At 60.6% G+C, this 26,843-nt stretch carries 22 protein-coding genes and 1 tRNA gene; 6 read left to right on the top strand and 17 right to left on the bottom strand.

Annotated features, from left to right (window positions below; translation table 11 throughout):
• Positions 1-6: 6 nt before the first annotated feature.
• The 4 genes from LB523_RS26050 to LB523_RS26035 form a co-directional block, all read right to left on the bottom strand.
• Positions 7-552 carry a hypothetical protein gene (locus LB523_RS26050; protein ID WP_224608391.1) on the bottom strand — a complete coding sequence of 182 codons (546 nt, stop codon included), beginning with the start codon at positions 550-552 and terminating at the stop codon, positions 7-9.
• Between the two features lie 46 nt (positions 553-598).
• Positions 599-2,101, bottom strand: a complete 1,503-nt coding sequence (gene guaB / locus LB523_RS26045; RefSeq protein WP_095767716.1) for an IMP dehydrogenase — start codon at positions 2,099-2,101, stop codon at positions 599-601.
• 132 nt (positions 2,102-2,233) lie between these two features.
• Positions 2,234-2,683 (bottom strand): PIN domain-containing protein, encoded by a 450-nt coding sequence (locus LB523_RS26040; RefSeq protein WP_224608388.1) that lies wholly within the window; start codon positions 2,681-2,683, stop codon positions 2,234-2,236.
• Positions 2,680-2,925 (bottom strand): type II toxin-antitoxin system Phd/YefM family antitoxin, encoded by a 246-nt coding sequence (locus LB523_RS26035; protein ID WP_224608385.1) that lies wholly within the window; start codon positions 2,923-2,925, stop codon positions 2,680-2,682. Before LB523_RS26035 ends, LB523_RS26040 begins: the two co-directional genes overlap by 4 nt.
• Before the next feature lie 211 nt (positions 2,926-3,136).
• Between LB523_RS26035 and LB523_RS26030 the strand changes: the two genes are divergently transcribed.
• Positions 3,137-4,558, top strand: coding sequence for an MFS transporter (locus LB523_RS26030; RefSeq protein ID WP_095767719.1), 1,422 nt, complete (start codon positions 3,137-3,139; stop codon positions 4,556-4,558).
• An 81-nt stretch (positions 4,559-4,639) separates the two neighbouring features.
• On the opposite strand, the gene LB523_RS26025 is transcribed toward LB523_RS26030, so the two are convergent.
• Together LB523_RS26025 and LB523_RS26020 are read right to left on the bottom strand one after the other, a co-directional pair.
• Positions 4,640-5,335 (bottom strand): RlmE family RNA methyltransferase, encoded by a 696-nt coding sequence (locus LB523_RS26025; protein ID WP_095767720.1) that lies wholly within the window; start codon positions 5,333-5,335, stop codon positions 4,640-4,642.
• Positions 5,335-6,684 (bottom strand): Ppx/GppA phosphatase family protein, encoded by a 1,350-nt coding sequence (locus tag LB523_RS26020; RefSeq protein WP_224530774.1) that lies wholly within the window; start codon positions 6,682-6,684, stop codon positions 5,335-5,337. Before LB523_RS26020 ends, LB523_RS26025 begins: the two co-directional genes overlap by 1 nt.
• Positions 6,685-6,947: 263 nt before the next feature.
• Here LB523_RS26020 and LB523_RS26015 point away from each other — a divergent pair, with 263 nt between their 5' ends.
• Both LB523_RS26015 and LB523_RS26010 read left to right on the top strand, forming a co-directional pair.
• Positions 6,948-7,880: a YbhN family protein gene (locus LB523_RS26015; RefSeq protein WP_224608382.1), complete on the top strand. Its 933-nt coding sequence runs from the start codon at positions 6,948-6,950 to the stop codon at positions 7,878-7,880.
• Positions 7,881-8,079: 199 nt separating this feature from the next.
• A tRNA-Gln gene (locus tag LB523_RS26010) sits at positions 8,080-8,153 on the top strand.
• Here LB523_RS26010 and LB523_RS26005 read toward each other — a convergent pair.
• The 3 genes from LB523_RS26005 to LB523_RS25995 all read right to left on the bottom strand — a co-directional run bounded on the left by LB523_RS26005 (position 8,121) and on the right by LB523_RS25995 (position 10,677).
• Positions 8,121-9,731 carry a recombinase family protein gene (locus LB523_RS26005; RefSeq protein ID WP_224608380.1) on the bottom strand — a complete coding sequence of 537 codons (1,611 nt, stop codon included), beginning with the start codon at positions 9,729-9,731 and terminating at the stop codon, positions 8,121-8,123. The genes LB523_RS26010 and LB523_RS26005 overlap by 33 nt on opposite strands.
• Before the next feature lie 47 nt (positions 9,732-9,778).
• Positions 9,779-10,009 carry a hypothetical protein gene (locus LB523_RS26000; protein WP_224608378.1) on the bottom strand — a complete coding sequence of 77 codons (231 nt, stop codon included), beginning with the start codon at positions 10,007-10,009 and terminating at the stop codon, positions 9,779-9,781.
• Between the two features lie 92 nt (positions 10,010-10,101).
• Complete coding sequence (locus LB523_RS25995) at positions 10,102-10,677, bottom strand: hypothetical protein (RefSeq protein WP_224608376.1); 576 nt, start codon at positions 10,675-10,677, stop codon at positions 10,102-10,104.
• On the opposite strand from LB523_RS25995, the gene LB523_RS25990 reads away from it, so the two are divergent.
• Positions 10,676-11,041 (top strand): helix-turn-helix domain-containing protein, encoded by a 366-nt coding sequence (locus tag LB523_RS25990; RefSeq protein WP_224608374.1) that lies wholly within the window; start codon positions 10,676-10,678, stop codon positions 11,039-11,041. The genes LB523_RS25995 and LB523_RS25990 overlap by 2 nt on opposite strands.
• Positions 11,042-11,223: 182 nt before the next feature.
• Here the strand turns inward: LB523_RS25990 and LB523_RS25985 are convergent, their stop codons facing one another.
• The 4 genes from LB523_RS25985 to traA form a co-directional block, all read right to left on the bottom strand.
• The gene (locus tag LB523_RS25985; protein WP_224608372.1) at positions 11,224-13,455 is read right to left on the bottom strand and encodes a hypothetical protein; all 2,232 of its coding nucleotides are present in this window, start codon (positions 13,453-13,455) and stop codon (positions 11,224-11,226) included.
• Positions 13,456-13,767: 312 nt separating this feature from the next.
• On the bottom strand, positions 13,768-16,878 hold the full coding sequence (locus LB523_RS25980) for a class I SAM-dependent DNA methyltransferase (protein ID WP_224608370.1): 3,111 nt from the start codon (positions 16,876-16,878) through the stop codon (positions 13,768-13,770).
• Positions 16,879-17,241: 363 nt separating this feature from the next.
• Positions 17,242-17,490 carry a helix-turn-helix transcriptional regulator gene (locus LB523_RS25975; RefSeq protein ID WP_224608368.1) on the bottom strand — a complete coding sequence of 83 codons (249 nt, stop codon included), beginning with the start codon at positions 17,488-17,490 and terminating at the stop codon, positions 17,242-17,244.
• Positions 17,491-17,618: 128 nt separating this feature from the next.
• Positions 17,619-20,666, bottom strand: coding sequence for a Ti-type conjugative transfer relaxase TraA (traA, locus tag LB523_RS25970; protein WP_224608366.1), 3,048 nt, complete (start codon positions 20,664-20,666; stop codon positions 17,619-17,621).
• A 173-nt stretch (positions 20,667-20,839) separates the two neighbouring features.
• On the opposite strand from traA, the gene LB523_RS25965 reads away from it, so the two are divergent.
• Entirely contained in the window at positions 20,840-21,166 is a 327-nt protein-coding gene (locus LB523_RS25965; RefSeq protein WP_224608440.1) for a conjugal transfer protein TraD, read from the top strand.
• A 1-nt stretch (position 21,167) separates the two neighbouring features.
• The gene (locus LB523_RS25960; RefSeq protein ID WP_224608364.1) at positions 21,168-21,416 is read left to right on the top strand and encodes a conjugal transfer protein TraD; all 249 of its coding nucleotides are present in this window, start codon (positions 21,168-21,170) and stop codon (positions 21,414-21,416) included.
• Positions 21,417-21,913: 497 nt separating this feature from the next.
• Here LB523_RS25960 and LB523_RS25955 read toward each other — a convergent pair whose 3' ends face one another.
• From LB523_RS25955 to LB523_RS25940, 4 genes are all read right to left on the bottom strand, one after another.
• A complete protein-coding gene (locus tag LB523_RS25955; RefSeq protein WP_224608362.1) occupies positions 21,914-22,846 on the bottom strand; it encodes an aldo/keto reductase in 933 nt (310 codons plus the stop codon).
• Positions 22,847-23,018: 172 nt separating this feature from the next.
• Complete coding sequence (locus LB523_RS25950) at positions 23,019-24,065, bottom strand: ABC transporter permease (protein ID WP_224608360.1); 1,047 nt, start codon at positions 24,063-24,065, stop codon at positions 23,019-23,021.
• Entirely contained in the window at positions 24,062-25,546 is a 1,485-nt protein-coding gene (locus LB523_RS25945; RefSeq protein WP_224608358.1) for a sugar ABC transporter ATP-binding protein, read from the bottom strand. The genes LB523_RS25950 and LB523_RS25945 overlap by 4 nt, the downstream gene beginning before the upstream one ends.
• A 23-nt stretch (positions 25,547-25,569) precedes the next feature.
• A complete protein-coding gene (locus LB523_RS25940) occupies positions 25,570-26,634 on the bottom strand; it encodes a sugar ABC transporter substrate-binding protein (protein WP_224608356.1) in 1,065 nt (354 codons plus the stop codon).
• Positions 26,635-26,843: the final 209 nt, after the last annotated feature.

The raw sequence follows: 26,843 nt of genomic DNA, 5'->3' as shown, positions 1-26,843 counted from the left end.
TTGTCCTCAGCGTCGCCGCCCGGCCAGCGCGAAGACCGCGATGACGAAGACCGGAATCGCCAGCAGCGCGAATTTGGTGACGGTCAGCGAAGAGGCGAAGGCCAGCGAATCGGGATTGGCAAGCTGGAAATCGGAGAGCAGCCGCGCCATGGCAAAATTCTGGGCGTAGTCGGCGACCGCATAGGGCGCCACCAACGTCAGGGAGAACAAGGCCTGCAGTTGCGCCGGCATGGCGCGGAAGGTGCTGAGTCGCCGCCCGAAGGCGAGGATAAGGCTCACCAGCGTCAGCGACAGCAGCGCCGGGAACAAAAGGTCGAAGGTCAGATAGTGCCAGACGATGATGATCTCGCCGCCGCGCCGGCCGAGCGCGGTGAGCCACGCCATGCCTTCGTCGGGCGTGAAGCCGGCGACGCGCATGTCGAGTGAGGCCAGGCCGCCGCTCAAGCGCTGGAAATAGAGAAACTCCAGCGCCGTCATGACGAGGAACAGCGCAATCGAGGCGATGGAGAGCGCTGCCGCGTGACGCGACAGCCGAAGCACCGCCACGCTCAAGTCACGCCACAGTCCCCGCCGGCGGTCAGGCCGATCGGTCTGCCGATCAAATTCCGCCCGGGTAATTGGGGCTTTCGCGGGTGATCGTGACGTCATGGGCATGGCTTTCACGAAGTCCGGCGTTGGATATGCGCACAAAAGTGGCGCGCTCGCGGAAATCTGCAAGATCACGTCCACCCACATAACCCATAGCGGCTTTCAGGCCGCCTGCAAGCTGGTGCAGCACGCCAGCCACAGGTCCTTTATAGGGAACCTGCCCTTCAATGCCCTCCGGAACCAGCTTCAGCGTGTCGCGAACTTCAGCCTGGAAGTAGCGGTCGGCCGAGCCGCGCGCCATGGCGCCGACCGAACCCATGCCCCGATACGCTTTGAAGGAGCGGCCCTGGTGGAGATAGACCTCGCCGGGGCTCTCGTCGGTGCCGGCAAGCAGCGAACCGATCATGGCCGCGCTTGCGCCGGCAGCGAGCGCCTTGGCGAGATCGCCTGAATATTTGATGCCGCCATCGGCGATGACGCTGACGCCGGCCCTGCTGGCCGTCTCGACCGCCGACATGATTGCCGACAGCTGCGGGACACCGACACCGGCGACGATTCTGGTGGTGCAGATCGAACCCGGGCCGATGCCGACCTTGACGGCGTCGGCGCCAGCGTCGATCAGCGCCTGCGTGCCCTCGGCGGTGGCGACATTGCCGGCCAGGATGCGCACGGAGTTCGACAGTTTCTTCGCCCGCGTCACCGCATCCAGCACGCGCTGCGAATGGCCATGCGCGGTGTCGATGACCAAAAGATCGACGCCGGCATCAATCAGGCGCTCGGCGCGCTCGAACCCGTCGTCGCCGACGCTGGTGGCGGCCGCCGCGCGCAGGCGCCCCTGCGCGTCCTTGGTGGCGTGCGGGTTGAGCTGCGACTTCTCGATGTCCTTGACGGTGATCAGGCCGACGCAATTGCCGTTCCTGTCGACCACTACCAGCTTCTCGATGCGATGCTTGTGAAGGAGACGCTTGGCTTCGTCCTGGTCGACATTCTCCTTGACCGTGATCAGGTTCTCACGCGTCATCAGCTCGTAGACCTTCTGCGACGGATCGGAGGCGAAGCGCACGTCGCGGTTGGTGAGGATGCCGACGAGGCGGCCGACCGTGTGGCCGCCGGTGCCGCCATTTTCGACCACCGGAATGCCGGAAATCGAATAGGTGCGCATCAGCGCCAGCGCATCGGCCAGCGTGGCGTCGGGGCCGATGGTGACTGGGTTCACCACCATGCCGGATTCGAATTTCTTCACCTGCCTGACCTGCTCGGCCTGTTCGGACGGCGAGAAATTGCGGTGGATGACGCCGATGCCGCCGGCCTGCGCCATAGCGATCGCCAGCCGCGCCTCGGTGACGGTGTCCATGGCCGCCGACAGGATCGGCACGTTGAGATCGATGTCGCCGGCAATACGGGTGCGGATGTCGGTTTCGCCCGGCATCACCTCGGAATGGCCGGGCTGCAAGAGCACGTCGTCGAAAGTCAGCGCCAGCGCGCCGGTGGACGTTTCGATGATTTTTGCCATGGCCAGTCCTTTTGAATGCGGAAAAGGCGCCAGGCCGATTGGCCAGCGCCGACTCTCTTCTTCCCTTTCAGGATTGGCGCTGGCTGGTACCACGTCCTGGGGCGGTTGAAAAGCCGATCGTTGCGGGACGACCTATTCGATGCCCAGAAGAGCATTGAGCAAAGCGTGGCGCGGCAACTCAAAAGGATTGACGACAGTTACGCCGCCCCAGGTAAAACCGTCTTGAAGATCTTCTGACAAAAGGAGCCGGCAACCCGCTTGCGAAGCGGCGGAAAGAATGACGGCATCCCAGACGCCGAAACGATGGTCCGCAGCAAGATCGACAGCCGTCATCATCACTTCCGGCGTTGTTTCAATAACCGGGAAGGCGTCGCGCCAGCTAAGCAGTGTATCGCGAGCCTCCTGGGGCGACCTTCTAGCTTTGCGAAGCAGAACATTGAACAGTTCACCCAGCACCTGGACCGGAACAACCACAGCGCCTTGCGGAACGTTCCGTAGCAATTCGAGGGCGAGGTCGCGCTTCTCAGGATCATTGATGCCCTCCGCGTAGGCAAGGACGTTGGTATCCAGCGCGATCTTCACGGGTTATCCTTATAAAGATCCTCGCGAGTCCAGCGTCCTGCATTGACGATCGGCTGCCTCTCGAGTCGCGACAGCAGAGCTGCGCGCGACCGGGAGGCCACGCCCTCGTGCTTGTCCGCAGGCACGATCCGCGCCACTGGCCGCCCATGGCTGGTCACGACGTAGCTCTGCCCCTCGCGTACTTCACGCAGGATATGAGAGAATCTGCGATTGGCGTCGGCTGCAGAAACAGTTTCGTCCATGGTTGCACCTATAATGTAGTTATTATTACTACATAGCGGCCGGCCTTGCATTTGACAAGTCCGCGTACCGTGACGCCAACCAGGACTGCGCTCCCGCAAAAGTGACAGCAATTTAATGCGACATCAGGGGCGAGGCGTGATAACCGCCCGGTCGCACCGGTTCGCCCCCAAGCCGGGCCTAGATTCGCGAAGACAGATCAGGGCGTTTCCCTTGAACCGCATCATCCCGCTCATACTGGCGGTCGCATTGTTCATGGAGAACATGGATTCGACCGTGATCGCGACGTCGCTGCCGGCGATCGCTGTCGACATCCACACGAGCCCGATCGCGCTGAAGCTGGCGCTGACGGCTTATCTGGTGTCGCTGGCGATCTTCATTCCGATCAGCGGCTGGATGGCCGACCGGTTCGGCGCCAAGAACGTCTTTCGCGCTGCGATCGGTGTCTTCATCGCCGGCTCGGTTGCCTGCGCGTTTTCCAATTCACTGCCGGCTTTCGTTGTGTCGCGCTTCCTGCAAGGCATGGGCGGGGCGATGATGACGCCGGTCGGCCGCCTGGTGCTGGTGCGCGCCACGCCCAAGAGCGAGCTGGTCGCGGCGATGTCCTGGCTGACCGTGCCGGCGCTGGTCGGCCCGCTCGTCGGCCCGCCGATCGGCGGCTTCATCACCACATACTTCACCTGGCACTGGATTTTTCTGATCAACGTGCCAATCGGCTTTATCGGCATGTGGCTCGCCACCCGCTATCTGCCCAGGACGGAGCCCGCCGAGACGCCGCCGCTCGATTTCCCGGGCTTCGTGCTCTCCGGCCTTGCCGCTTCCGGCATCGTCTTCGGCCTTTCCGTCGTCAGCCTGCCGGCGCTGCCGCCGATGGCCGGCTTCATCACCATTGTCGTCGGCGTAATCTCGGGCGCGCTCTATCTCCTCCATGCGCGGCACGCCAGGAATCCGCTGCTGGCGCTGGAGCTGTTCCGAAACCAGGTTTTCCGGTCCTCGGTGCTCGGCGGCTCGCTGTTTCGCATCGGCATCGGCGCGGTGCCGTTCCTTTTGCCGCTGATGTTCCAGATCGGCTTCGGGCTGACGCCATTCCAGTCGGGCATGATCACCTTCGTCTCGGCGATCGGCGCCATCGGCATGAAGTTCGTCACCGCGCTGCTGTTCCGGCTCGCCGGCTTCCGGCGCGTGCTGATCTGGGGCTCGCTGGTCGCGGCCGCATCGATCGCCATCTACGGCCTGTTCACGCCGCAGACGCCTTACGCTCTGATGCTGGCGATCCTTTTGGTCGGCGGCTTCATACGCTCGATGTTCTTCACCGGTGTCAATGCGCTTTCCTATGCCGAGATCACGCCCGCCGACACCAGCAAGGCGACACCGATCACGGCGGTTTTCCAGCAATTGTCGATCGCGCTCGGCGTGGCGCTGGCCGGCGGCATCCTCGAAGTGTCGACCTCGATCCATGGCGGACCGCTGACCCTGCGGGATTTCCACATCGCCTTCTTCATCGTGGCAGCCGTCTCGGCGGCGGCATCGATCACCTTCATGCGGCTTGCGCCGGAGGCCGGCAATGCGGTCTCGGGCCACGGCCGGCTAACCAAGCCGAAGACGCTGGAAACGGTGGGGACCGCGGGGAAGTGAGCGCGCCCTGTCCTTCTCCCTTTACCCCTCATCCGGCCGCTTCGCGGCCACCTTTTCCCACAAGGAGAGAAGGACAAGGCGCTAGCCTTTAAACTCCTTCGCCAGCAGGTAGAGCTCCACCGATTCATCGCGCGAGGCCGGCGGCTTCACATGATGGACGGATCGGAAATTCTGCTTCAGCAATGACAAAAGCTCGTTCTCGGCGCCGCCCTGAAAAGTCTTGGCGAGGAAATGTCCGCCGGGCTCCAGGACGTGCAACGCGAAATCGGCCGCGACTTCGCACAGATGCATGGTGCGCAGATGGTCGGTGCGGCGATGCCCGGTTGTGGGTGCCGCCATATCGGACAGCACCACATCCGGCCGGCCGCCGAGCGCCTCGGCAAGTTTTTGCGGCGCGTCGGGATCGAGGAAATCCATCTGCAGGATGACGGCGCCCGGAACCGCGGCCATTTCGAGATAGTCGATGCCGACGACATGTGGGTTTTCCGCCGTCGACTTCGTCCGCGCGGCCGCTACCTGGCACCAGCCGCCGGGCGCAGCGCCGAGGTCGATGACCTTCATGCCGGGCTTCAGCAGATGATGCTTGTCGTCGATCTCGATCAGCTTGTAGGCGGCGCGCGAGCGGTAGCCGTCGGCCTTGGAGCGCTGCACATAGGGATCGTTCATGTGGCGCTCGAGCCAGCGGCGCGAGGATTCCTTCAAGCCGCTCTTCTTCTTGATCCTGGTCTTGAGGACGCGAATACCGGCGGAACCCGGCTTATCCGGTTTTCTAGCCATCAACGGCCTCGCCCGCCATCGCGCCAGACACCGTCGTCGGCCATCAATTCGCTCAGGATCCCCTCGCGCAGGCCGCGGTCGGCGACGCGCAAGCGCTCGGACGGCCAGACACCGCGGATCGCTTCCAGGATGGCGCAGCCGGCGAGCACGAGATCGGCGCGGTCGGCGCCGATGCAGGGGTTGGCGCAGCGCTGCTGGAAATCCCAGCCGATCAGGCGCTCGATCATGCGATCGACGCTGTCGCGGTCCATCCAGAGGCCATCGACGCGGCGGCGGTCGTAGCGATCGAGATCGAGATGCACGCCGGCCAGCGTCGTCACCGTGCCGGAGGTGCCGAGCAGGTGGAAATTGGGACTTGCCAGCACATGTGCCAGCCGGTCGCGGCCGTCGAAGACCTTCAACCGCGCGGCCACGTCGTCGACCATGGCGGCAAAGGTCTCGCGCGTGACCGTGCGGCCGCCGAAGCGCTCGGCGAGCGACACCACGCCGACGGGCAGCGAGGTCCAGGAGACAATATGGTTGGCGAGCCGCGGAGAGCGCCGTCCGGTCAGGTCGATCAGCGCGATTTCCGACGAGCCGCCGCCGATGTCGAACAGCACCACGCCTTGCGTGTCGCGCTCGACCAGCGAGCCGCAACCGGAAACGGCAAGGCGGGCCTCGGTCTGGCGGTCGATGATCTCGAGCTTGAGTCCGGCCTCGCGCTCGACCCGATCCAGGAACTCGACACCGTTTGCGGCCGAACGGCAGGCTTCGGTGGCGATCAGCCTGGCTTTCCTGATCTTGCGGTTGCGCAGCTTCTCGCCACAGACCTTCAGCGCCTCGACCGCGCGATCCATCGCGGCTTGGCTGAGCCGGCCGCTGGCGGTCAGCCCCTCGCCCAGCCTGACGATGCGCGAGAAAGCGTCAATGACGCGGAACTGGCCGTGACGGCCAGGCACCGCGACCAGCAGCCGGCAATTGTTGGTGCCGAGGTCGAGCGCGGCGAAGACAGGCAATTCCTGTTGCGGCGGACGCTGCGGGGCCGCCAGCCTTGGCTCAACCGGCGAAAGCCCGCTCGGAGGCTGTTTTGTCGCCGTGGCGGCAGGCGCGGCATGCGGCACGGCGACGTTCTCGTCACGCGCGAACACCTTGCGGCCGCGCTTGCGCTTGCGTCGCTTGCGCGTCTTGCCTTTCGGTTGATCGCCATGCTGGTCGGCCTGGCTTAGGCCAATCTGTCGCTGGCCGGCATGTCTTTGGTGCGCACCCGCGTGGCGGCTGAATCGCGCCGTGTGCGGGCCCGCCGATTGCGTCGGCGATGCCCCGGACATGCCCACTGCCGACGCGCCCGCGCCGGTATCGTGGTCTTCCACTTCAGTTCCTTCCGGCGCCGCGCGAACCGGTAGCGGACGCAGCAGGCACCTCGATTTGTTCAAGTTGCCAACAGAGTAGCAGCGCAGTTCACAATCACCAAGAGCGCGAGGCCGAATTTCGCAAACGTCGCATTTTGCCAGATCACGTTGGGGCAATGTCTTGCCGGTTGAATAGCCGGCTTCAATCAGGCATGTCTGAAATGAAGGTTCGAAGGGTTGGGCAACATCAAAATCAATGAGTTGCAACGCATGATGACGACGCCATGAATTGGAGGCGCTATTTCTGGCCGGTCATAGGCATCGCGGCCGTGGCGTTCTCGCTGTGGCTGCTCATCCACGAACTGCGCGGCGTTTCGCTCGACGACGTCTGGGCCGGCATTGCCGCCATCCCGCCGCGCGGCTGGGTGCTCGCGGCCCTGAGCGCGGTCGTCGCCTATGCCTCGCTCGCCGGCTACGACCACATCGCGCTGCTGCATATCGGCAAGAAAGTATCGTGGCTGTTCGTCACGCTGTGCTCCTTCACCACTTACGCGGTGTCGCACAATATCGGCGGCTCGGTGTTTTCCGGCGCGGTCATCCGTTACCGCGCCTACGGCACGCGAGGTCTGACCGGCCAGCAGGTCGGCGTGCTAGTGGCGATCTGCTGGTTCACCTTCATCCTGTCCAGCGTTTTCCTCGGCGGCCTCGTGCTGTTGCTGGAACCCCAGATCATCGATCGTTTCACGGGCGCGCCGCATCACGGCGCCGCATTCGCCGCAGGGCTCGCCATGCTCATCCTTGCCTGCGCCTACGCCTTCGGCAGTTGGCTGCGGCTGAGACCGCTGAAGATAGGCAGCTTCCAGCTGCACTATCCGGCGCTGCCGATCGTGGCGCGGCAATTGCTGATTGGGCCGGTCGAACTGCTCGGGGCCGCCGCGATCATCTATTTTGCCCTGCCCGAGATCGGCAATCCCGGCTATTTCGTGGTGCTCGGCGTGTTCATGGTGTCGTTCTCGATCGGGCTCCTGTCGCACGCGCCTGGCGCGCTCGGCGTGTTCGAATTCGTCTTCCTCACCGGGCTTTCGGACATGGATCCGGTCGGCGTGCTCGCCGCGCTTCTGGTGTTCCGCCTGTTCTATCTCATTGTTCCGCTGCTGATCGGCCTTGGCGTGGTGCTCTATTTCGAGCATTCCCAATACAGCAAAGGCGAGAGCTGAGCCTTCGGCGCCTGGCGGCAGAGCCAATGCATGTCGCCCAAAGTGCGGAACGGCTTTGGGAGAACGACATGCATCGGACAAAGGCTCAAAAAGCCTGCGTTGATCTCAGCTGCGGGCTTGACTATTTTCCGATGGCGGCTACAAGGCAGCGCTCGCGGCACATGAGCCGCCCGCATCGCGCGATACCAGACGCGCCTGCTGGGGAATAGGTTAACGGTAGACCCACGGACTCTGACTCCGTTAGTCCTGGTTCGAATCCAGGTTCCCCAGCCAAACTGGACTCCCTGTCGATAGGACGCTCCGCTGTGTGCCTATCGCTGCTCCAGATGCGACCGTTTCCGCAAGTAGATCAAACGGTTGCCTGAAGACGGCATGAACCTCGCCTTGGTCCCATTGGCAGTTCGACAGCACGAGATTCAAGAGGCGCTTTTTCTCGTGCGCAGGCTGTTTCGCAAACAGCCGGCTGGCGTTCCGCGCCAGTTCCAAAAGCCGGATGCCGTCCTCCATGTATGATTCTTCGGCGCTACCATGGCGCTCGATCTCACGAAGTAGCCGCGTCTGTTCGGTTCGCCACTGTGCCGACATCCGATCATAGAATGCGTTATCGATGCGGCCATCGAGCTTGTCGAGATACATGGCGTGGAGCCGATCCTCGAGCCTATTGTGCTCGACCTGGCATCGATGGATCGCCTGTTCATGCTCGCGGCGCTCGTCGGCATGGCTGGCCATGAGGGCTGCTTTTACCCATTCCAGTATCTCTTGGTCGAAATGCAATCGGTCGAGCAGGTTGGCGAATGCCTTATCGAGCACTTCCTCGCGGACATATTTGCGGCGGCAATCACCGTACCCGCCCCGACCTTTGTTGATATGCCCTGTGCAGTGATAGTAGACGTATTTGCCCTTCTTGATCTCCGCCACGACGGCGCAGCCGCATTCGGCGCAGGTCATCAGGCCGGTGAAGGCGAACTCGTTTCCTATCGGGTGGGTCGGCACCGCGTTGCGGCCCGTCAGGATGCCTTGCACCCGCTGCCACAGTTCGATCGATACAAGCGGTTCGTGCTTGCCCTGGTGCAATTTGCCGTTCCACTGGAACAGTCCCGTATAGAGGCGGTTGCGCAGGATCATATGCACGGTGCTGACCGGAACCGGATTGCCGCTCTTGGGATAGATCAGCCCATCGCCATGGGCTGCCTTAGCCAAGGCCTTGAGCGAATACCGGCCGGTTGCGTAGCGCTCGAACAGCTGCGTGACGACCGGGGCCAGTTCAGGATGCGGCTCGATAACCTTCTTGCCGTCCTTCCCGGTTGTGTTGGCGTAGCCGAGCGGAGCCTTTGTCGGCCAGATGCCCTGCTCCGCCTTCTCCATCTGCCCCTTTCGGGCTTCTTCCGACAGGTTGTCGATATAATTCTTGGCCATCAAGACCTTGATGCCGTGCATGAATTTTTCAGATGAGCGCGAGTCTCGCGACAGTGTCACACCTTCTTTCGCAAGGTGGATTTCCACATCCAACTCGTCGAGAGTCACCCAGTCCTTCAGGTTGCGATAAAGGCGGTCGGTTTTCTCGACCAGGATGCTTCGAATGCCGGGATGCTTTCGCAGATATTTGACCATCTCGGTGAAGTTGGTCCGGCCGGTGGTCTTGGCCGTCTCGACGTCGATAAACTCCTCGGCGATGTCAAACCGATGTTGCAGCGCGTAGTCGCGCAGCAGCTTGCATTGCGCCGGGATGGAGAAGCCTTCCTTCTCCTGCTCCTTGGAGGAGACGCGCGCGTATAGCAGCGCCTTTACAGGGCCTGCGGGCTTGGCGATCCGGGCAATTCGCTGGTTCACCTGGGGTGCCTCCTCGTTCATCACACGGTCGCACAAGCAAAGGCCATCACGTGAGCATGAAGCGCCACCTATTTGCCCCGGTCAATCCGCTCCCATTCGGCAAGGATACGGAAGAAGCCACCGATGTTGTCGACGATTTGCCGTGCATCCTCCGTCGATAGCGACCGCCCCATGCGAGCCTCAAACAAGCGAGCTGTTCGTTCCAGGAACGCCTCATCAACAACGCGCCGGCGCGAAAACAGATCGGCCTGTGCATCGCGTCTGCCGCCGCGTTTTATGGCGCGCCTTGTCGCCTTCACGGCTTTTGTCCCGAGCATATCTGCATCGGGACAAGGATGGCTGAAATCGCCTCAGCGCCGAATGGCCTTTGTGTGCGCCTACGTATCCTTTTCTACTCTGTATCAACACCAACGGCCGGTTCGTGACCAAGCGGGAGATCAGCTGCATGCATTTCGAGACCCACCAGATCGGCGGCCATTGCTTGGTACCGCCGACAATCCGCCTGAACGATGGATCGGTCAGGCCGCTTAAGCGGTACACTCCCGGCGATTTCCTTTAAGTCACGCAGGATCGATTCGATGTGTGACCACGGAAAATCTGTCGGGTCGTCGATGTCGCGATCTGCGCCGACAACCATTTCGAGCTTGGCGACAACGCCAAGAAGTGAGTGTGCAGGCGTACGGGGGAGTCTATCCTGAATCTTCAAAGCCGCAGTCACAGCCTCGACTTCCGCTTGATAGGCGATCAAATAGGCGACCTGCTTGTCCATCGCTTCCGAGCCTCTAGCATCGAGATAACGCCTCTCTCGACGCTGTTGAAGGCGGCAAAGGACCTGAGAAACATGCTGCGCCCGCATCCAGTCTCGGAGCAGTAGAATTGGGGGGTCGACATCCGGAAACCGGTTCGACGCCGCATCCCTGCCATTCGTGACGAAAGGCATAGTCGTGCTATGGTCGGAATCAGCCATGATCCGAGCTCCGCAAAGCGTGGGCGTGGTTAGACTGTTGAAAGCGGAGACCCACTTCCAGCAGCCGTTTCCTAAAACAAGCATATTTGCACTTTTTGTGCAACAGGGCATTTGGACAATGAAGGTAAGTGCGGCCCAAGTTCGCGCGGCCCGTGGGCTTCTCGACATTTCTCAACAGGAACTGGCGGATCTATCCAAGGTAAGTCTGAGGACGATCGTGCAGTTCGAACGTGGTTCGAAACCAGCATCTGAATCAATCCTGCAAGCGCTGAAGCTATCGCTCGAAGCGGCCGGAATAGAATTCATTTCAGAGAATGGCGGCGGCCTTGGTGTGCGTTTGGCACGCGGTACCGCGAACACTTAGCCGAAGGCGGCACTTGCGGCGCATTTAGAGATAGTCTGTTGCCCAATGAATGTCAGCCAATGCGCCCCATGTCAGACGAACAGGTTTAGGATTGTTACTTCCTAAAAAGCGGCGAAGGTTCGGCCGCTGAAAGGTATGGCGTTTCCTTTGCATGGCCCGTTCCTGGCGTCGTACGTTCGCGGTTAGATTGCCGACGTGTATTTGATGCTGAAGTCGCGAAGGGTCTGGCTGATGAGTGCATTTGAATGTTCAGCGACCATTGCCTGTGCGCGGGCGGGGTCCGTCCGATGAGCATCTTTGATTTTTCCCATGATTTTCTCGAAATGCGATTGGTCGAGACGGGTGCCAAGCCGGATGCCCATCAGGGATGGGAAGATCTCACCCATGCTCCGCCGCACTTCGGCAGTAGTAGGATTGTAGGCGATGTAGTTGATGAGTAGCTCGGGCCGCATGATTGCTCTGGGAAGGTGCCTTTTGGGGAACGCGTAGGCAACCGCGAGACCGGACTTGGTCTCTTGGGTCAGCCACCACGTGCGATAGCCATATGGACTGGTGACCTCTTTCTCCTCGGCCTTCCGCTTTCGCTGCACGAGCAGGATATGGGCAGCGTCGTTCGCGGCTCGGATATCTTCGTTTCGGCGGTGGCTCTCCTTGCGGAGATTTTTGATGGCCTCTGTAAGCTTCTTCAGATCCTCTTGGTCAATCTCGCGCATCATGTCTTCGCGGGCTTCGAACGTGAGCCCATAGCGTGCGGTCAGCGTGTCACGGAGGGATCGCATGCTTTGGGGGCTGGTTGGTCCGAGGAGCTTTTCCTTCGTCAGGAAATTGCCAAGGTAGGCGCCCCAACTGCGTGGGCGGTTCGGGTTCTCGTGCTCCAATTTGGCGTAGTAGTATGCGCGGATCAGGATGCGATCACTTTCGGACGCCAGATCGCGGTCGACTATGGCTTCAACTTCTGCGTACGTGTTGTCATACTCTCGGTCTGCCGCGTAGATATGGCTGTGAACCTCCTCCAAAGTCGGCTCGGAAAGAATGAGCTTCGCGCCGGCTTGCTGGAGGATTTTGAGGGTGTTCACCGTCATCTTATCGTCGTTGGGGAGGTAGTATTCGGAGATTGCCCGCACCAGAATATCGGTGCCGACATAGAGGACGAAGTGCTTGGCCATCGAGCTGAAATGCTCGATAAGTTCGGGGGTGTTTTTCAGCACGAAGAGCAGTACATAAGTACGCGCCAGTCGGCCGAAATAGGCACGCTCTATGGGCTCCGAATTATAAAGAGCCCCCCTCAGCACCTGCTTGATGAGGTGCTTCGCCTTAACCCGTGAATCGTGAGACATCTTCACGGCTTCAACCACCTCGGCTGCCACCTCGATCACAGAGCGGACGTCTAACGCACCTTGCTCGGGTTCGTCGGCAAAATGTCGGACTGCATTATATCCCTGCTGCTCGAACAATTTCTCTACGGTCTTGTGAATCAGATCGGGGATTTGTTCCAAGACCTTCTCGTCCAGCTGCATGGCTGCATCGACGATGCGTTTTCTGAATGAGTCGGTAACCTCCACCTTGAGCTTTTCGTCCTCAAGCAGTGACTCTCGAATATGCTTTCGTGCCTCGTAGGGAAGGCAGTATGCCCCCTCTTTCGTATGAACATTGACGGTGCGCGCGCCAGCCTTCTTCACGGTCAAGGCCGTGAGGCGCTCGCCAATTTGTCCGCGGAGAAACTTGCGGGCTGTTGGAACAACGTTTTCGATTTTCTCCAATATCTGCTTTTGGGTGAGCAGCTTTCCCGCGTCGGGGTCTGTTTCCTCCAGCGCCCAAATAAGCAAACCATCGCACACCCCCTCCAAGGTTTTGGTTGTGCCGATGCGGCGCTCCAGCTCATGGGATAGGAACGCGCAAACGGCCTGCGCGTTCTGAAAAACCGGCTGTGCGGGAAAAGAGGGGGCTGCGATTTCCTCAAGGAACTGAACTGCTGGACGGAGGTACTGTCCAAATGCCGCCTCAACGTCCTTGTTGGTGTTGGCACGCTGGGCAAACCAGTTCCGGTCATAGATTTTGATGGTAACGCCCAATTCGTCCGACAATGTCATTTCAAGCTTATCAATATACGGCACAACCAACGAGCTCGAATAGTAGAGCAAGTCCGGTCCGCGCCCAACCTCCTTTAACCGTGTGATGGTTTCCTTGATTTTCTTTTCGACATCAAGGGTCTTGGAAGCCTGAAAGAACCGATTGGGCTTGTCGGTCTGTTCCCAAATATCGGCATCCACAAAGCCGTCGGCCCCGCCGTCCTTATGGCCGCCGAGGGGCTTAAAAGCAGGCCCAATTAGCGCCGCCAACATCGTTTGGGAATACTTCTCAAATTCGGACGTGCCGCAATGTTCAAGTGCGAGCTTCACAAGGTCGGGGCTCATGACAAATCCATCTGTTCCGAGTTGCCAATATAGGCGGCCGAATTTGACGGCAAAAGGCCGGCCATCTGTTTGACCACAGGCGAATCTTGACGTGCTATCGGGAAGTGAGGTTCGCCAGACCCATTCGGCCTTGCCTACCTAATGGAACTGAGTAATCCCTTTCCGACAATGTCTGCTCGGGTCGTTTATGTCGAGTGCCAGCTATCCTCCTTGCGGTGCTAAAAGCTGCCGGCACGCTTCCGGACCCCCACACGACGTATGGAACTGGCCATAGCACGGCTTTGCCCATTCTTCTCAGTATCCGGCGATGGTTTACGAGGCCCTGCGAGCCTTCCTTCTTGTGCGCTTGGCCCCAGCCTCCTGGGGATCAACCCTGTTCCAGGAGCTCTTTTCCTTTGTGCTAGCGGCGCGGAGGCCACCGTCTATCGGCAATTTCATCTGCGGGGCACGTCTAGCGTCTTCGGGCGTGGGCGCGCGTCCCTTCCAAGTTTTCCTGTCTCTCGCGTCCCCGTCGATAGCTTCGCGTGACATATTCAACGCTAGAAGGTTCGCCAAGGCCTTGTCGTCCGAGATATCGGCGGGCCATTCGTAAGCCTCGGCGACAGCGGCGTCCAAGTCGGCATGGGCGTCGATCAGCCACTGTGGGCGCCGATTGTATAGGTTGGTCAACGTCCGTTGGGCAAGGATTGCCTGAGCAGCTGCATCCTTCGCGAGGATTCGATCCGGGAAGCCGGAAACGACCTCGGGCCTTAACTCCACAAGATCGGCCGGATCGAGCCACGCGTTGCGCAGATGAACGAGCTCACGGGCAGCGGTCGATATCGCGAGGGCACGCGGATTCCTTTCGTATCGAATTGCAGGGATGTCTGGAGACAGGCCAGCGGGAAATGGAAACGTTTCGAAAGTGGTGGTTGGCGTATACCGTGGGTCATTTCCCACGCCAAGCGAGGTGCCTAGCCGCAGGGACCACACTTCGTGAAAACGAGAGTGTAGAATTCCAAAGATGGCGTCGTCCTCGCGAGCAATTACGATCGTTGCGCTATCTGCAAGTACTCCGGGCGAAACCCAATCAAAGCATCTGTGTCGCGCGACACGCGGTGTAATTATGTACCGAGCCAAAGGCGCCAGGGCGCCACACATTGCTGGGCGGGCCTCCACGTGTCGCCACCAACGCTCGCGATAAGCCTCCCGCCTGTTCTTCGTTCGCTCAGGAAGGACATTCTCCTTAATGTACTGAAAAGGCGCCTCGTAGAGGGCAGCCTGATGCTCGGACATCTCCCAGCCAAAGTCCACGATCCACATGTCGCGGGAACGCCGGGTAACATCCATGCCGTTGCGCCAAGGCCGGAGGACATCTGAATTCGGCCTGCCGTTTGGATTCGCCGGCATTCTTAACCAAGACCGCGCGAGCTCGCCGGGGATATCGAAGGCGCCACCTTTAGTGTCGCCCATGAATGCAACGTTCTGGTTTTCAGCAAGCCGGCGCGCCTTCGTCAGGTCGGTGGTTCCAGCCGTCAGGTCGGAGTTTATCTGGGTAACCGTCCTGCCATCAAGGCGCAGTTCGTCGCCGCCCTGGCCAAAGCAGACGAGCGACACGCGCACCGATGCGCCGTCGACGACCCACGGCTCGTCACTCCATGCCTCGAAAAGGCGGCTCTCTGAGGCGATCTGATCCAGCACCTTTCGGTTCGCGCCGCCACGTATAGAGTTTGTCGTGACAAGCCCTACCCGGCATGTCTTCCGCGCTGCCATCGCAGCGCGGGACTTCTCCACCCAGTAACAGACAAGGTCGGCTTCGCGGGATACGCGTCCGTTGTAAACTTTGAACAACCGTTCCACGAAGGGGTCGCCCAGGGACTGGCGCATCAAACGCACGCCGAGAAACGGCGGATTTCCGACGATGAATTCCGCCGCTGGCCATTCTGCTTCAACGTCGCCGGACTTACGCTTAAGCGCCGCCAGCAAGTCTCCCTGCTCGTCGCGGGGCACGTCGTCGTCGTCAGCAGCCCTGATCAGCGCATCGCGTTGTTCAATCGCGTCGAGCTTGCGAAGGATTGGAATCGATTTCGAACGGATGCCGTTCTTGATTTGCCACTGGATGTCCCCAATCCAGATAGTCGTGCGTGCCAGCTCGGCAGCCATGGTATTAATCTCGATCCCGCGAAGGATCTCCGGCCCCACCAGCGGAAGCTGTGCCGGCAAGCCCAACATCTCGCAGTCGAGATTGGCACGATGCTCGATGTCCTTAACGCCTTGGAGGGCGAGGTAGAGGAAATTGCCCGAGCCGCAGGCCGGATCCAGAATTCGAAGCGTCCGAAGGCGCTCCGTAAAGCGGGAGCGGACCTCCGCCGCAGCTTCCTGACCTGTCATACGACGGGATTGCCTGCTGCGCATTGGCGGCTTTCGGCGGCCATCCAGAAGTTCGACGATCTCCTGCCGAGCCTGTTCCCACTCGAAGCGGAGTGGTCTCAAGATCACCGGATCGACCAGTCTCATGATCTTTTCTGGATCGGTGTAGTGCGCGCCGATCTGCGCACGCTTCTCGGGGTCTAGGAAGCGCTCGAACAAGGTTCCGAAGATCGTCGGGTCTATGAGACCCCAGTCGAGACTGTCGGCCGCGACGAGCAGGCCGAGGTCGCCATCGTCGAGGCGCAGCGCTCGACGACCATCAAACAGGCCACCGTTAAACCATGCGATGTCAGTGAGGTCGAACTCGCCGCCGCGTTCCATCGCCTCGAACAGTTTGCAGAGGTAACCCATCGCACGGTCGGGCGCGCGAACGGCTCTCCTCAAGAGCTTCGTGAACAATCCCTCCGGCAGAAGACTCACGCTCTGGGCGAAGAAACAAAACACGAGCTGGTTTACGAAGTGGGCGATCTCCTCCGAAGTGCCGCGTCCCTGAAGACGCTGGGCGATGGTTGAGAACTTGTCAGCTGCTTCCTTAGTAACGGCGGCTCGTGTCCTGCTGGGCCGGAGTTTCTCCGGGTCGAAGAAGACATTGCGCAACATCTCGCGCGCCGAAGGCTCAGCGAGGTCATCGAGTGTTATCTCATAGGTGGATGGAACCGTGTTGGTCCAAGCGGTGTGGATGCGGAGGCGTCCGATGTCGCAGACGATGTGGAGAGGTGGACTCGAAAGCGCCGGAGCATATCGCATCAACTGGAGCAGAGCCTCGTCAAGGTTGCCGTTCTTGCGCTTGTATTCCCAAGCGAAATAACCTTTCTTCCAGACGTCAGCGAAGCCCTTCCCACCGCCGAGCTTGTTGGCCCCTTTCTCAAATGCGAAGAATTCGCCGTTCGGATCCTCTTGAGTTGGAGATGGGTGACCGACCAAAGCACAAATGTCGAGGAAATGCTCCTGTGCGGATTGGCGTTCACCTAGTTGCGCTCGGCGCCATTTCTGGATGAAGGCGGTCGGCGTCATGGGTGACAGCCCCCGGCAGCAGAAATCATTGGGCACTCCCTCCGCAACAAGCTCACTCCGGTCAGAGATTTTGCGCCACAACTACTGATATTTGTTTACCAAGCCGGATTTGTTGATTGATCAGAAAATCAATAGCCAGGACATATTCCGCGCTTACGGCGAGAACAGTCAACTCTTCCAATGATCCATGATGGCATTTGGAAAAATCAGCTCAAAGCGAACATGCATTCGACTAGCTTTGGTCGAAATGGGACACTAGGGTCAGCGAGCGCTCAACGGCTGCTTTTCGGTGCTCTGTCGTCGAAATCGCACTGTTTGACACCGCCTTGTCCCAGTCGTTGAACTTATCTCACAGAGGAGTGCTCAACAGTGGCTGCAACGTATTGCTCGACCGTCACTAGTCGCTGTTTTTTGTAATCCACTGGTGTGCCAGGATACAGGATCAGCGACCCACCGATTGATATCGGATTCCCGCCAACCCGCGCCGTTGATGCTGATCTTGATCTGAGCCGGGAAGGTGCCTTCGGCTATTTTGCGGTACATCGTTGAGCGGGACAGGCCGGTCCGCGCCAGAACGGTCCTAAGGCGAATGATACGATCCGGTTCAGGCATGACTGCCTTGCCTTCGCTGAGAGTATTTGGCACCTGTTGGAACCAGACAGGACAACCCAAGGCTCGCGCGCAATCAGATTTGTCATCTGACCGATCTGGGGCGTGGGAACGGCGGCAAATCGGAGGGCTTAGATTCCTATGCCCCGTCCCATGCTGATGCCGTGGTTGAACATCAGTTCCACACCCAGGCGCCGGCCGGATTCGACCTGAATGCCGAGCGCCTTCTTATGATTGGCGAGCAAGGATTCCAGTTGCGGATCGCGTTCGAGGCTTTTGGCCATGTCGGACATTGCCGTGCGCGTTGACTTGTAGCCCGACATGTCGCCGGTCTGATATTGGCGCTGGCCTATGCGGTCCAGCTTCTGCCAGCGTTCCACGAAACGATCTGCGCGGCGGCTCGGATCGGGATCCAGTCCGGTCCGGATTTCCGTTTCAAGCTGAAGTGCAAGAACGATGCGACTGACGCGACCGGCCCCCGCCTCACGAACCAGCTCTGGGTTCTTGACGTAGGCCGCTTCGGCGTCGCGCCAGCCATGGGGCCGAACCTTCTCGAACGCACTGCGGGCATCTCGCAATTCGCGCATCTGCTTCGGGCTGCCCTGCCCGTCTGCGTTTCCGGTGTGCATGATCGCATCGATCGCACGCGCGTGGCGCACAAGCGCCCTCGTGCGAGCACTGCGCAACGCCGCTTCCGCGTCCACCGGCGCATCCGTCTCGCGCTGCGCTCCCCTGACGGAAGTATCTTTCCATGGCGGAACGCCGACATCTGCGATTTGCGCTCCCCCGTCTCCCCTTTCCGGCCTGCGCCCGCGCTCCTGGCCGGACCCCGCGTCTGCGGGCGAGCGCAACCCGTCGAGCAGCCCACCAATTGTGTCACGAAGCTTCTCAGGTACAACCCGGCGCACGATCTCGACCACGCGCTGTCGGAAGCTGATCCCGCGCCGTTCGGCGTAGTGTTGCGCCGGGTCGATCTGGTCGTAGTCCGACGCCATGTCCTTGGCGCGGTCGCGTGACAGCGTCCGGACGAGCCGGTCTCGCGTGGCAAAGTCGTCGCTGCTGTAATGCAGGTCCATCCTGTCGCGATGCCGCGACAGGGAGACGTAGCTGCCATGGGCATCCATGCCTGGCGTCGCCAGCACATGGGCCCGGTCGACGGTCATGCCCTGGGCCTTGTGGATGGTCGCGGCATAACCGTGGTCGATGTTTGCGTAGTCTTTCAGGTCGAAGCGAACCGAACGACCGTCGTCGGTGCGCGTCGTCATGCTCTTTGCGCTGACTTCCTCTACAATGCCGAGCGTGCCGTTCTTGACGCCGAGCCCGCGTTCGTTCCGCAAGAACATGACCCGGTCGCCGCTGGCGAAGGTTCTTGGGCCGCGTTCGACATTCATTTGCACATCGTCGCCGAGATCGCCGGCAGCGCGCATGCGCTCGCGCGCTGCCTTGTTGAGTGCGCGCACTTCGTCGTTTGTGTGAGTGAGGATGATGCGGCTTGCCTCTGGGTCTGCCTGCCTGTCGCGATCCCAGCGTTCGACCAGATCACTGCGGGCCTCATCGCGCGAGGCAGCCTGGTGCACCATTCCTCTGTCCTCATAGGCGCCGATCGCAGCGCCGATCCTGCCGGTTGCCAGATCGCGTGTGGCGTCACGCTGCCAGTCCTCGCGCTGCCGGCGCACCTGACCGATTTCGACGCCGCCGTGGCGTTCGTGAATCGAACGGAATGCGGCGCCGGCTTCGATCGCCTGCAGTTGCTGCGGATCGCCGACTAGCACAACCTTCGCGCCAGCCTCCGCAGCATGGGAGAGCACCCGCTCCAACTGGCGCGTGCCGACCATACCTGCCTCGTCGATCACCAGGACATCGCGCGCGGTGAGCAGATCGCGGCCCTGTGTCCAGCTGTGTTCCATGCTGGCGATAGTTCGAGACGAGATGCCCGAACCGTTTGCGAGATTCTCGGCCGCAATGCCGGAAAGTGCCGCGCCTCGGACCTCATAGCCTGCGGCCGCCCAAGCCTGGCGTGCGACACCCAGCATGGCGCTCTTGCCCGTTCCGGCAAACCCGATAACGACACCAAGGCCGCGGCTATCCGTGATGTGATCCAGTGCATCTCTCTGCTCGCCTGACAGAACAAGGCGATGATGCTGGGCATCCGCCAAGGCAATCGCACGATCCCGTTCGCTCACAGCATAATGTCCATGCCCGGCCATGCGTTCTGCCGCATGATGAAGGCGCTGTTCGGTCTCGATCATCTGCCGGGTGGTGAAGCGATCGTCGCCGCGTCCGTCCTTGCCGAGTTCTACCAGATCGGGTGCGTTGCTGATGGCTGCCATCACCTCGTTGAACTGCTCCATTCCGTCGCTGTGGCGATGCGAGAACTTCGCAATGTCTTTTCGGGTGAAGGTCGATTGCTGATGGGTGATGGCATCCAGCGCCACGGATGGATCAGCGATGATGCGCGCGCCATTGTTGCGCGCGATCTCGCGGTGCAGTTCGGCGCGATCTGCTTCAATGCCGGCAGCGTCGAGGCCGCTGCCCTCAATGCGTTGGGCCGGCGCGCCGATCTGGGTTTGCGGCTCCAAGGCAATGCCCTGCGCTTCCAGGCTGCGATGATCGATACGGGCGTCGATGTCGAGTTCGGCCAGGCGCTCATTGGCAAGCTCAGCCCAGCGTTCACGCCAGCGCTCAACCATCTGGGTAGCGTTCCAGTTTCGGACCTTCGCGCCAAACCCATTCTCGTCCACGGAGCGCATGGTGAGCATGACGTGGGCATGAGGTTTTGGACTACCGTCCTCCACCCTGTCCCAATGCACATTGAGATCGGCGACCATGCCTTGGCTGACGAACTCGGCCTGAACGAAGTCGCGTGCCAGTTCGATGCCTTGCGCCTGGTTCAGTTCGCGCGGCAGAGCGAACTCCACCTCGCGGGCAAGCTGCGCATCCTTGCGCACCTCGAACGCCTCGACATCGTTCCACAGCCGTTCGCGGTCGCTCCAGGCTTCCGGTGCATCCTCCGGCAGCATCACCTCGGAATGGACCACACCGCGCTTGGCGGAAAAATCATGACTGCGTTCGATGCGGTGGTCGCGCAACCGCGAGGCCGAGCGGTAGGCGGCCGACCCGACAGCGCTTGAGCCTGCCTTGCGGCCAATGACCTTGACGTGAAGATGATAGATCGCCATCGCGGCAGGATCATTTGCACGTCAAAGCGTACGTCGCCACGACGTATAAGCGCGCCCTCCCTCGAAAAATTCTCGGGATGGACCAGCCCGTCCCGGGCTGTCTCGGCAACCCTGAAGCCTTCCGGCAGGCGCTCCCCTATCATGACCCCATCGACAATCGATGGAGACAGCAGATGCGTAAACCACGTGACTTCGATGCCGAACTGCACGCGCTAGAAGAGAAGGCGCGAGAGCTCAGAACGCGGAAGGTACAGCACCTTGGCGAACTGGTGATCGCCACCGGCGCCGATCAACTCAGCGCCGACGAACTGGTCGGCGCGTTGGTCGCAATCGCTGAAACGAAGGACACCGCAAAGCGTGAGGCATGGGCCAAGCGTGGAGTGATGTTTTTCGAGAGTCGGTCCCGGCGGGTTGCTCCGGCATCTCAGCGCAACCCTCGCAGCGCTGCAGCGCAACCAGGCAGCCCGCAATCGCCGGCAAATGGCAACGGCTCGCAATGACATGCGCACCTGGCAGGTCGAGCGCCGCAAGCGCACTCGACATCTGATTGAACTCGGCGGCCTCGTCGTCAAGGCGGGCATCGTTGATCTGACTGCCGATGACCGCGCAACCATCTATGGCGCGCTGCTCTGGATGGCCGCCAAGTTGCAGAGCCATGAAGCCGAGCATGCGCGTGACCTTTGGGCTGCAAAGGGAAAGCAGGCCTTCGATGCCGATCGGCATGAAAAGCCAAAGAGCGCGCCGACATAGCGAAGGCAGGTGCGCGCCCGGAATGGCTGGAGCTTCTCGAAGTCGTTGCTCTCTTCATCAACAGGCGTTCGCCCGTCCAGTCGACCTTCATAGTCGATCGAGTCTAAACGCTTCTGCCGGACGGTGCCGAATTGGTCGGGGCCATCGCGTCTGCGCTACCTGCAAGCTGGAAGAGGGAGCTCGGCGACATTCGAACCGTCACAGCGGGGACTGCCGCCGAGCTTGTCGACATCTCGATCACGCTGCACCGGCTCGGCCCGGCCACGCGAGAAAGGGGAACTGACTTGGTGGAGGACCTTCTTGAGGTCAACGCATACACCGCGCGCGAAACCCTCGATCAGATTGACAACAGGTTCCGAGGGTCGGCGCCAACTGGTCGCCGCCGGCTGCCCCGCAGGACGCGCCGCGCATCGCACCGGAGAACAGACCCGAGGCCCTTGGAACCGACCGTTACATCGCGAGCTGCACTGACGCTTGGAACGACTTCGTCCATAAAGCTACCCTGGTTGGTAGTTTCGGTCGGCTTCTGGATCATCGAGCGAATAACCTATCTCCCCCAGTTCAGCCCAAATCTGGTCCGGCACCTCCGCCGTCGCCCACTCGATAGTCTGGGCGACTCTTTCGGGCTTGGAAACACCTACAACCGTCGAGGTTATCCTCGGATCATTCAGCGAGAACTGAATTGCCACCGCTCCGGGAGCGACGGCATGTTTTTTGCTCAGGGCCTCAATCTGACGCACAGGCGTCAGTCTAACTTCGTCAATCTCTTGATAGGTAATCCGAGAAACAGCCGAACTTCCCTTCGCCAAAACGCCACCGGCATAGGGAGCGGCATTGAGCACGGCTATTCCCCTTTCGTTGGCTAGGTCAAAGAGGTCATTTGCCGACCTGTTCAAAAGCGTGAAACGATTGTGGTTCAGCAGAACGTCAAATGGCCGCTCTCTGATTATCGGCAGCATGATATCGAGACGGCCCATCGCGAGCCCCACAGCGGTCGCCAGCCCTTCCTCCTTTATCCGAAACAACTCGTCGAGCGCACCGCCTGGCCGCGTGATCTCGCCGAGGTCGGCGCAATGTTCAGGGTCATGAAGGTGCAGTATGTGAACGCGATCCAGGTCGAGAGCCATAAGGCTCTCCTCGAGCGACTGCCTGGCGCGCCCGGCGTCGAAGCCGCCTGTACCCATCTCCCGGTCCAATTTCGTCGAAAGCACAAATCCGGGAGGCAGACCGCCACGCTCCCTGATCACGGTTCCAATCCGCTCCTCGCTGCGGCCAAAGCCGTAATTGCGGGAGGTGTCCATGAAGTTGACCGGGCCGTCGAAGATCGCCCGGATGGTCGCAAGGGCGACGCCTTCGTCGACGCCATAGCCATACGTGTCCGGCATGCCGCCGAGAGGAGCTGTTCCGAAACAGATCTCGGTAACTTCCAATCCAGTCTGTCCGATTGGGCGCCGTTTCACCGCCACCTCCACGCTATCGCTAGTAACAACGGCGGACTACGACCCATTGGGCGTCCATTGCGTTGAAGCCGTACACGCTACCCTCCATTCGAGCTTGGCAGTGATGCAGGCAGAAACCCTTAATCCCCGCCGGCACAATATCTCAGGTTCGGGTTCGCACGCCGCTCGAGCGTCGGCTGGCGATCGTCGTCAGCACCGCTGCCACAATGATGACGGCACCGGTCGATGCCTGAACGTAAAAGGACGGGACCTGCGCCAACGTAAGCAAGTTGTTGATGACGCCGATCAAGAGCACTCCGCTAATAACTCCGACGATCGTCCCTCGGCCGCCACCAAGACTTACGCCGCCGATCACCGCAGCCGCGAAAGCAGAGAAAATTATCCCCTGTCCTTGGGTTGTCACCGTCGAATCAAGGCGCCCCGTCATCAGAACACCGGCCAGACCAGCCAACAGGGCCGCGAAGACAAACGCCGACCAAATGACCCTGTCCACGTTAATGCCGGCGGCCCTCGCGGCGTCTTCATTGCCGCCGATAGCATACAACGCCCGGCCGTAGCGATGGTAGTGGAAGACAAGTCCGACCACAGCCGCGACCACAATGAATACGATCACCGACACAGGAACACCGAACCAACTCGCGGAACCGAGATAGGTCAGCGCTTTGCCGGGAGAGTAGATCGAACGCCCGTTGGAAATGATCAGCACTCCGCCGCGAAGCAGCACAAGCAGCCCAAGCGTCGAGATGAACGGGTTGAGACCCACCCTGACTACCATGAAACCATTGAAAAAGCCGATCAGCCCCGCGGTGCCGAGCGCGACGAATAGGCCAGCCCAGCTCGGCAGCTCCAATCCGAGCCCGCCAGCCGCCACAGGGACCAGGGTGACGGCTGCCAACATCGGAGCGAAGCCGACAATGCCCTCGAGCGACAGATCCAGTCGACCTATCAGGACTACGAAAGTCAGTCCGATCGTGGTCAGGCCCAGAACGCTTACCTGGTCAAGGATATTCAGCAAATTGGCCGCCGTGGCGAACCGCGGAGCAACGATGGCACCAACGATCACCAGCAGGAGAAGGACCGGGTACATCGTATATCCACCGGCCACAAAGGCGCTTCCAAACGCGGACAGTCGAGACTGGCCGGACCGTTCCTTCTTAGGCGTTGATTTGCTCACGATATCGGTGCTCATACGACGCCCTCCATTCGCAGGATTAGATCTTTGATTGTGTATCGGCCCACCAGTTCATCAACGACGTGCCCCTCGAACACGATCACGACCCGGTTGGCCAGTTGGTCAATTTCGTCTTCCTCGTCAGAGACGACCACAACCCCCAGGCCCTTGCTGGCAAGATCGCGCAACAGCGAATAGAGCTGCTCCTTGGCGCCCACATCGACGCCGCGGGTTGGACTGAGAGCGACGATCACTTCCGGAGTTCGGCAAAGTGCGCGCGCGAAGACGACCTTCTGTTGATTGCCGCCGCTGAGCTGGCTCACCGCCTGCTCAAGAGACGAAGCGATTACGTTCGTCTGTTGGGCAAGGCGCCCGACATGTCTGGCTTCCTTGCCTTTGCTGATAAAACCCAGTTTGCCGGACAAGACGTCAAGGCCGCCGATCGCCACGTTCTCACGCACACCGAGAATGCCGACATAGCCGCTGGCGTGCCTGTCGGTCGGAACCAAGCCGATGGTAGGCAGCTTGCGTCGCGGGCTGGTCACCTCGCCTTTTTCAGGCCTTTGCTGGCCAGCAAGGACCATTGCGAGCGCTTCCTTCCCGCCGCCTACGGGACCTGCCAGGGCTACGATTTCGCCAGCCCTTACCTCGAAGTCGATATCCCTTTCCGAAAAACGGTCGAGCCGTATCCCCTTGGCCTGCAGCAGAATAGGTGCTTCATCCGCTATGAAATCCTGGCGCGTGCTTCGGACCGTCTTTTCGCCCATCATAAGGTCGGCGATGGTCTCCACGTCCAGACGCTCCACGGGCTCGCGTTCCTTCACGACCTTCCCGTCCCTCAGGATCGTGACTGTATCGGCAATCTCGAAAACCTCGTCCAGGTGGTGCGAGATGTAGACGAACGAAACCCCCTTGGCTTTGAGCGCCCTCACATGCTCGAACAGAATGCGCTTTTCCGCATTGCTCAAGGCGGCGGTTGGCTCGTCCAGGATCATGACAGGCACGCCCCGACTGAGGGCTTTCATAATCTCGAGCAGCTGTCTCGTCCCGGCGCCAAGCTCTCCTGCAAGCGAGCCGGGTTGGATGTCCATATTCCATTCGTTCAGCAGATCAGTTGCGCGCTCCAACATCAGCCTATGACTCACCACGCCGAAACCTCTGCGGACGAGAGGGTTTTCCACAAAAAGGTTCTCCGCCACCGTCAGCAGGTTGAACAGCTGAGGCGTTTGTTGAACATGGGCAATCAGCTTGCGAATGCTCGGCGCGTAGTTTTGGCCGACCGCTTCTACCTCGACTTCTCCAATCCTGATCGATCCGGTATCGGCCGAAACGTATCCGCTCAAGGTGGAAACGAGCGTGCTCTTTCCCGCGCCATTGCGGCCCAACAGGGCGTGAACCTCACCGCGCATGACGGTGAAATTCACGCCTCGAAGAGCCCGGGTCGAGCCAAAGGTCTTGGCGATGTCACGCATCTCGACGATGGGTCGCGCGTTGTCCATGATCTTCGGCTCCACGTTCCTGCTTACTTGCCGACCTTGTTCGCCCAAAGATCAGGTGAGTCCACATTGTCGGTTGTCACCAGCGTCGCCTTGAGCTGGTACTGCGGTCCGACGGGAGTATCGATGACCTGGCCGTCGTCGCGGGGTCCGATCTCGATCTTGCCACCCTTGGAGACGAGTTCGATCAGGTCGGCCGTCTTGGTCGCATAGGCGCTCAGGGGTTGCGACACCGTCGCGTCGAGGGCCTTGCTGCGGATCAACTGAAGCCCTTGAGGCGTTCCATCGATTGCAATGCGGATCACCGAGTTCGGGTCACCCACCGGAGCGCCCTTGCCGGCGTTGGTGAGCTGGGCGTTCACAGCCGATGCCATGAGCTCGGACGCCATGAAGATGCCGCTCAACGAAGGATTCTGGGTGAGGACGTTCTGCGCAGCATCGGCGGCCATGTCGGCAGTCCATTCGGTCGGCCGCTGTATCAGATTCACCTTGGGCGCAAGCTCGTGCAGCGTTTTGGAAAACCCGTCGGAGCGGTCGCGGCCGTTGGGGGTGGTAAGGGCACCCTGCAGCTCAAGCACGATGCAGCTGTTGTCGGTCCAGCACGGCTTGGCCTGCAGACGCTTGACCATCTCCTTGGCGCCTTGAACGCCGGCATCGACATTGTCCGCGCGCACCGTCGCCGTCACTTTGCCGCCCGCGGGAGCATCATCGATCGAGAAGACTAGGACGTTGGCGTCGTTCGCCTTCTTGACTGCGGGAACGATGCCCGCGGCATCGATGGGAGCGAAGACCAGGACGTTGGCGCCGTTGGCAATCAGGTTCTGAAGCGCATCGACTTCGGCCGCGATATCGCCATTCGGATCAGGAGCACCGACCAGGGTGAAACCCTTTGCATCGAAGGCCTTCTTTGAGAGATCCAGCATCAGCGTCTGGAAATCATCTTTGAGAAACTTCGGCGTGAAACCGATCCTCACGTCCGCGGCTTTGTATTCGGCAAGCGCGGTCCCAGCGGTGATTGCCAGGAACAGCGCGCCGAAAGCCACTGTGCTGGCGGCCCTGCGGCGAGAAATGGGGAGAGTAGGAAATTTCATTGATTCCTCCTTTTGTTGCGCGGTCCGACCGCCCGTTGAGCCGGGCTTGACGCCGCTTAGGCCTTCTGTGCTCACCACAGAAAGGTTCGACCTTGCGATGAGACACCGTTCGCGATGTCGTCAGCCGCAAATGCAATTGCAGTGCCTGCCTGGCCGCACTGAAAGAGCCCTGCTGGAGAAGTCGGGAGTGAGGGCACGCTTTCGCGGTT

Origin of the sequence: Mesorhizobium sp. ESP-6-4 (assembly GCF_020164735.1) — a bacterium.
Lineage (GTDB): Bacteria > Pseudomonadota > Alphaproteobacteria > Rhizobiales > Rhizobiaceae > Mesorhizobium.
Note: the sequence above shows the minus strand (reverse complement) of the source record. Positions and strands in the feature narration are given on the sequence as shown.

Excerpts from the sequence above, each read along its gene's own strand:
- guaB (WP_095767716.1), bottom strand. The coding sequence starts at position 2,101 with ATGGCAAAAATCATCGAAACGTCCACCGGCGCGCTGGCGCTGACTTTC.
- LB523_RS26035 (WP_224608385.1), bottom strand. The coding sequence starts at position 2,925 with ATGGACGAAACTGTTTCTGCAGCCGACGCCAATCGCAGATTCTCTCAT.
- LB523_RS26025 (WP_095767720.1), bottom strand. The coding sequence starts at position 5,335 with ATGGCTAGAAAACCGGATAAGCCGGGTTCCGCCGGTATTCGCGTCCTC.
- LB523_RS26015 (WP_224608382.1), top strand. The coding sequence starts at position 6,948 with ATGAATTGGAGGCGCTATTTCTGGCCGGTCATAGGCATCGCGGCCGTG.
- LB523_RS26005 (WP_224608380.1), bottom strand. The coding sequence starts at position 9,731 with ATGAACGAGGAGGCACCCCAGGTGAACCAGCGAATTGCCCGGATCGCC.
- LB523_RS25990 (WP_224608374.1), top strand. The coding sequence starts at position 10,676 with ATGATCCGAGCTCCGCAAAGCGTGGGCGTGGTTAGACTGTTGAAAGCG.
- LB523_RS25995 (WP_224608376.1), bottom strand. The coding sequence starts at position 10,677 with ATGGCTGATTCCGACCATAGCACGACTATGCCTTTCGTCACGAATGGC.
- LB523_RS25985 (WP_224608372.1), bottom strand. The coding sequence starts at position 13,455 with ATGAGCCCCGACCTTGTGAAGCTCGCACTTGAACATTGCGGCACGTCC.
- LB523_RS25980 (WP_224608370.1), bottom strand. The coding sequence starts at position 16,878 with ATGACGCCGACCGCCTTCATCCAGAAATGGCGCCGAGCGCAACTAGGT.
- LB523_RS25975 (WP_224608368.1), bottom strand. The coding sequence starts at position 17,490 with ATGCCTGAACCGGATCGTATCATTCGCCTTAGGACCGTTCTGGCGCGG.
- traA (WP_224608366.1), bottom strand. The coding sequence starts at position 20,666 with ATGGCGATCTATCATCTTCACGTCAAGGTCATTGGCCGCAAGGCAGGC.
- LB523_RS25965 (WP_224608440.1), top strand. The coding sequence starts at position 20,840 with ATGCGTAAACCACGTGACTTCGATGCCGAACTGCACGCGCTAGAAGAG.
- LB523_RS25960 (WP_224608364.1), top strand. The coding sequence starts at position 21,168 with ATGCGCACCTGGCAGGTCGAGCGCCGCAAGCGCACTCGACATCTGATT.
- LB523_RS25950 (WP_224608360.1), bottom strand. The coding sequence starts at position 24,065 with ATGAGCACCGATATCGTGAGCAAATCAACGCCTAAGAAGGAACGGTCC.
- LB523_RS25945 (WP_224608358.1), bottom strand. The coding sequence starts at position 25,546 with ATGGACAACGCGCGACCCATCGTCGAGATGCGTGACATCGCCAAGACC.
- LB523_RS25940 (WP_224608356.1), bottom strand. The coding sequence starts at position 26,634 with ATGAAATTTCCTACTCTCCCCATTTCTCGCCGCAGGGCCGCCAGCACA.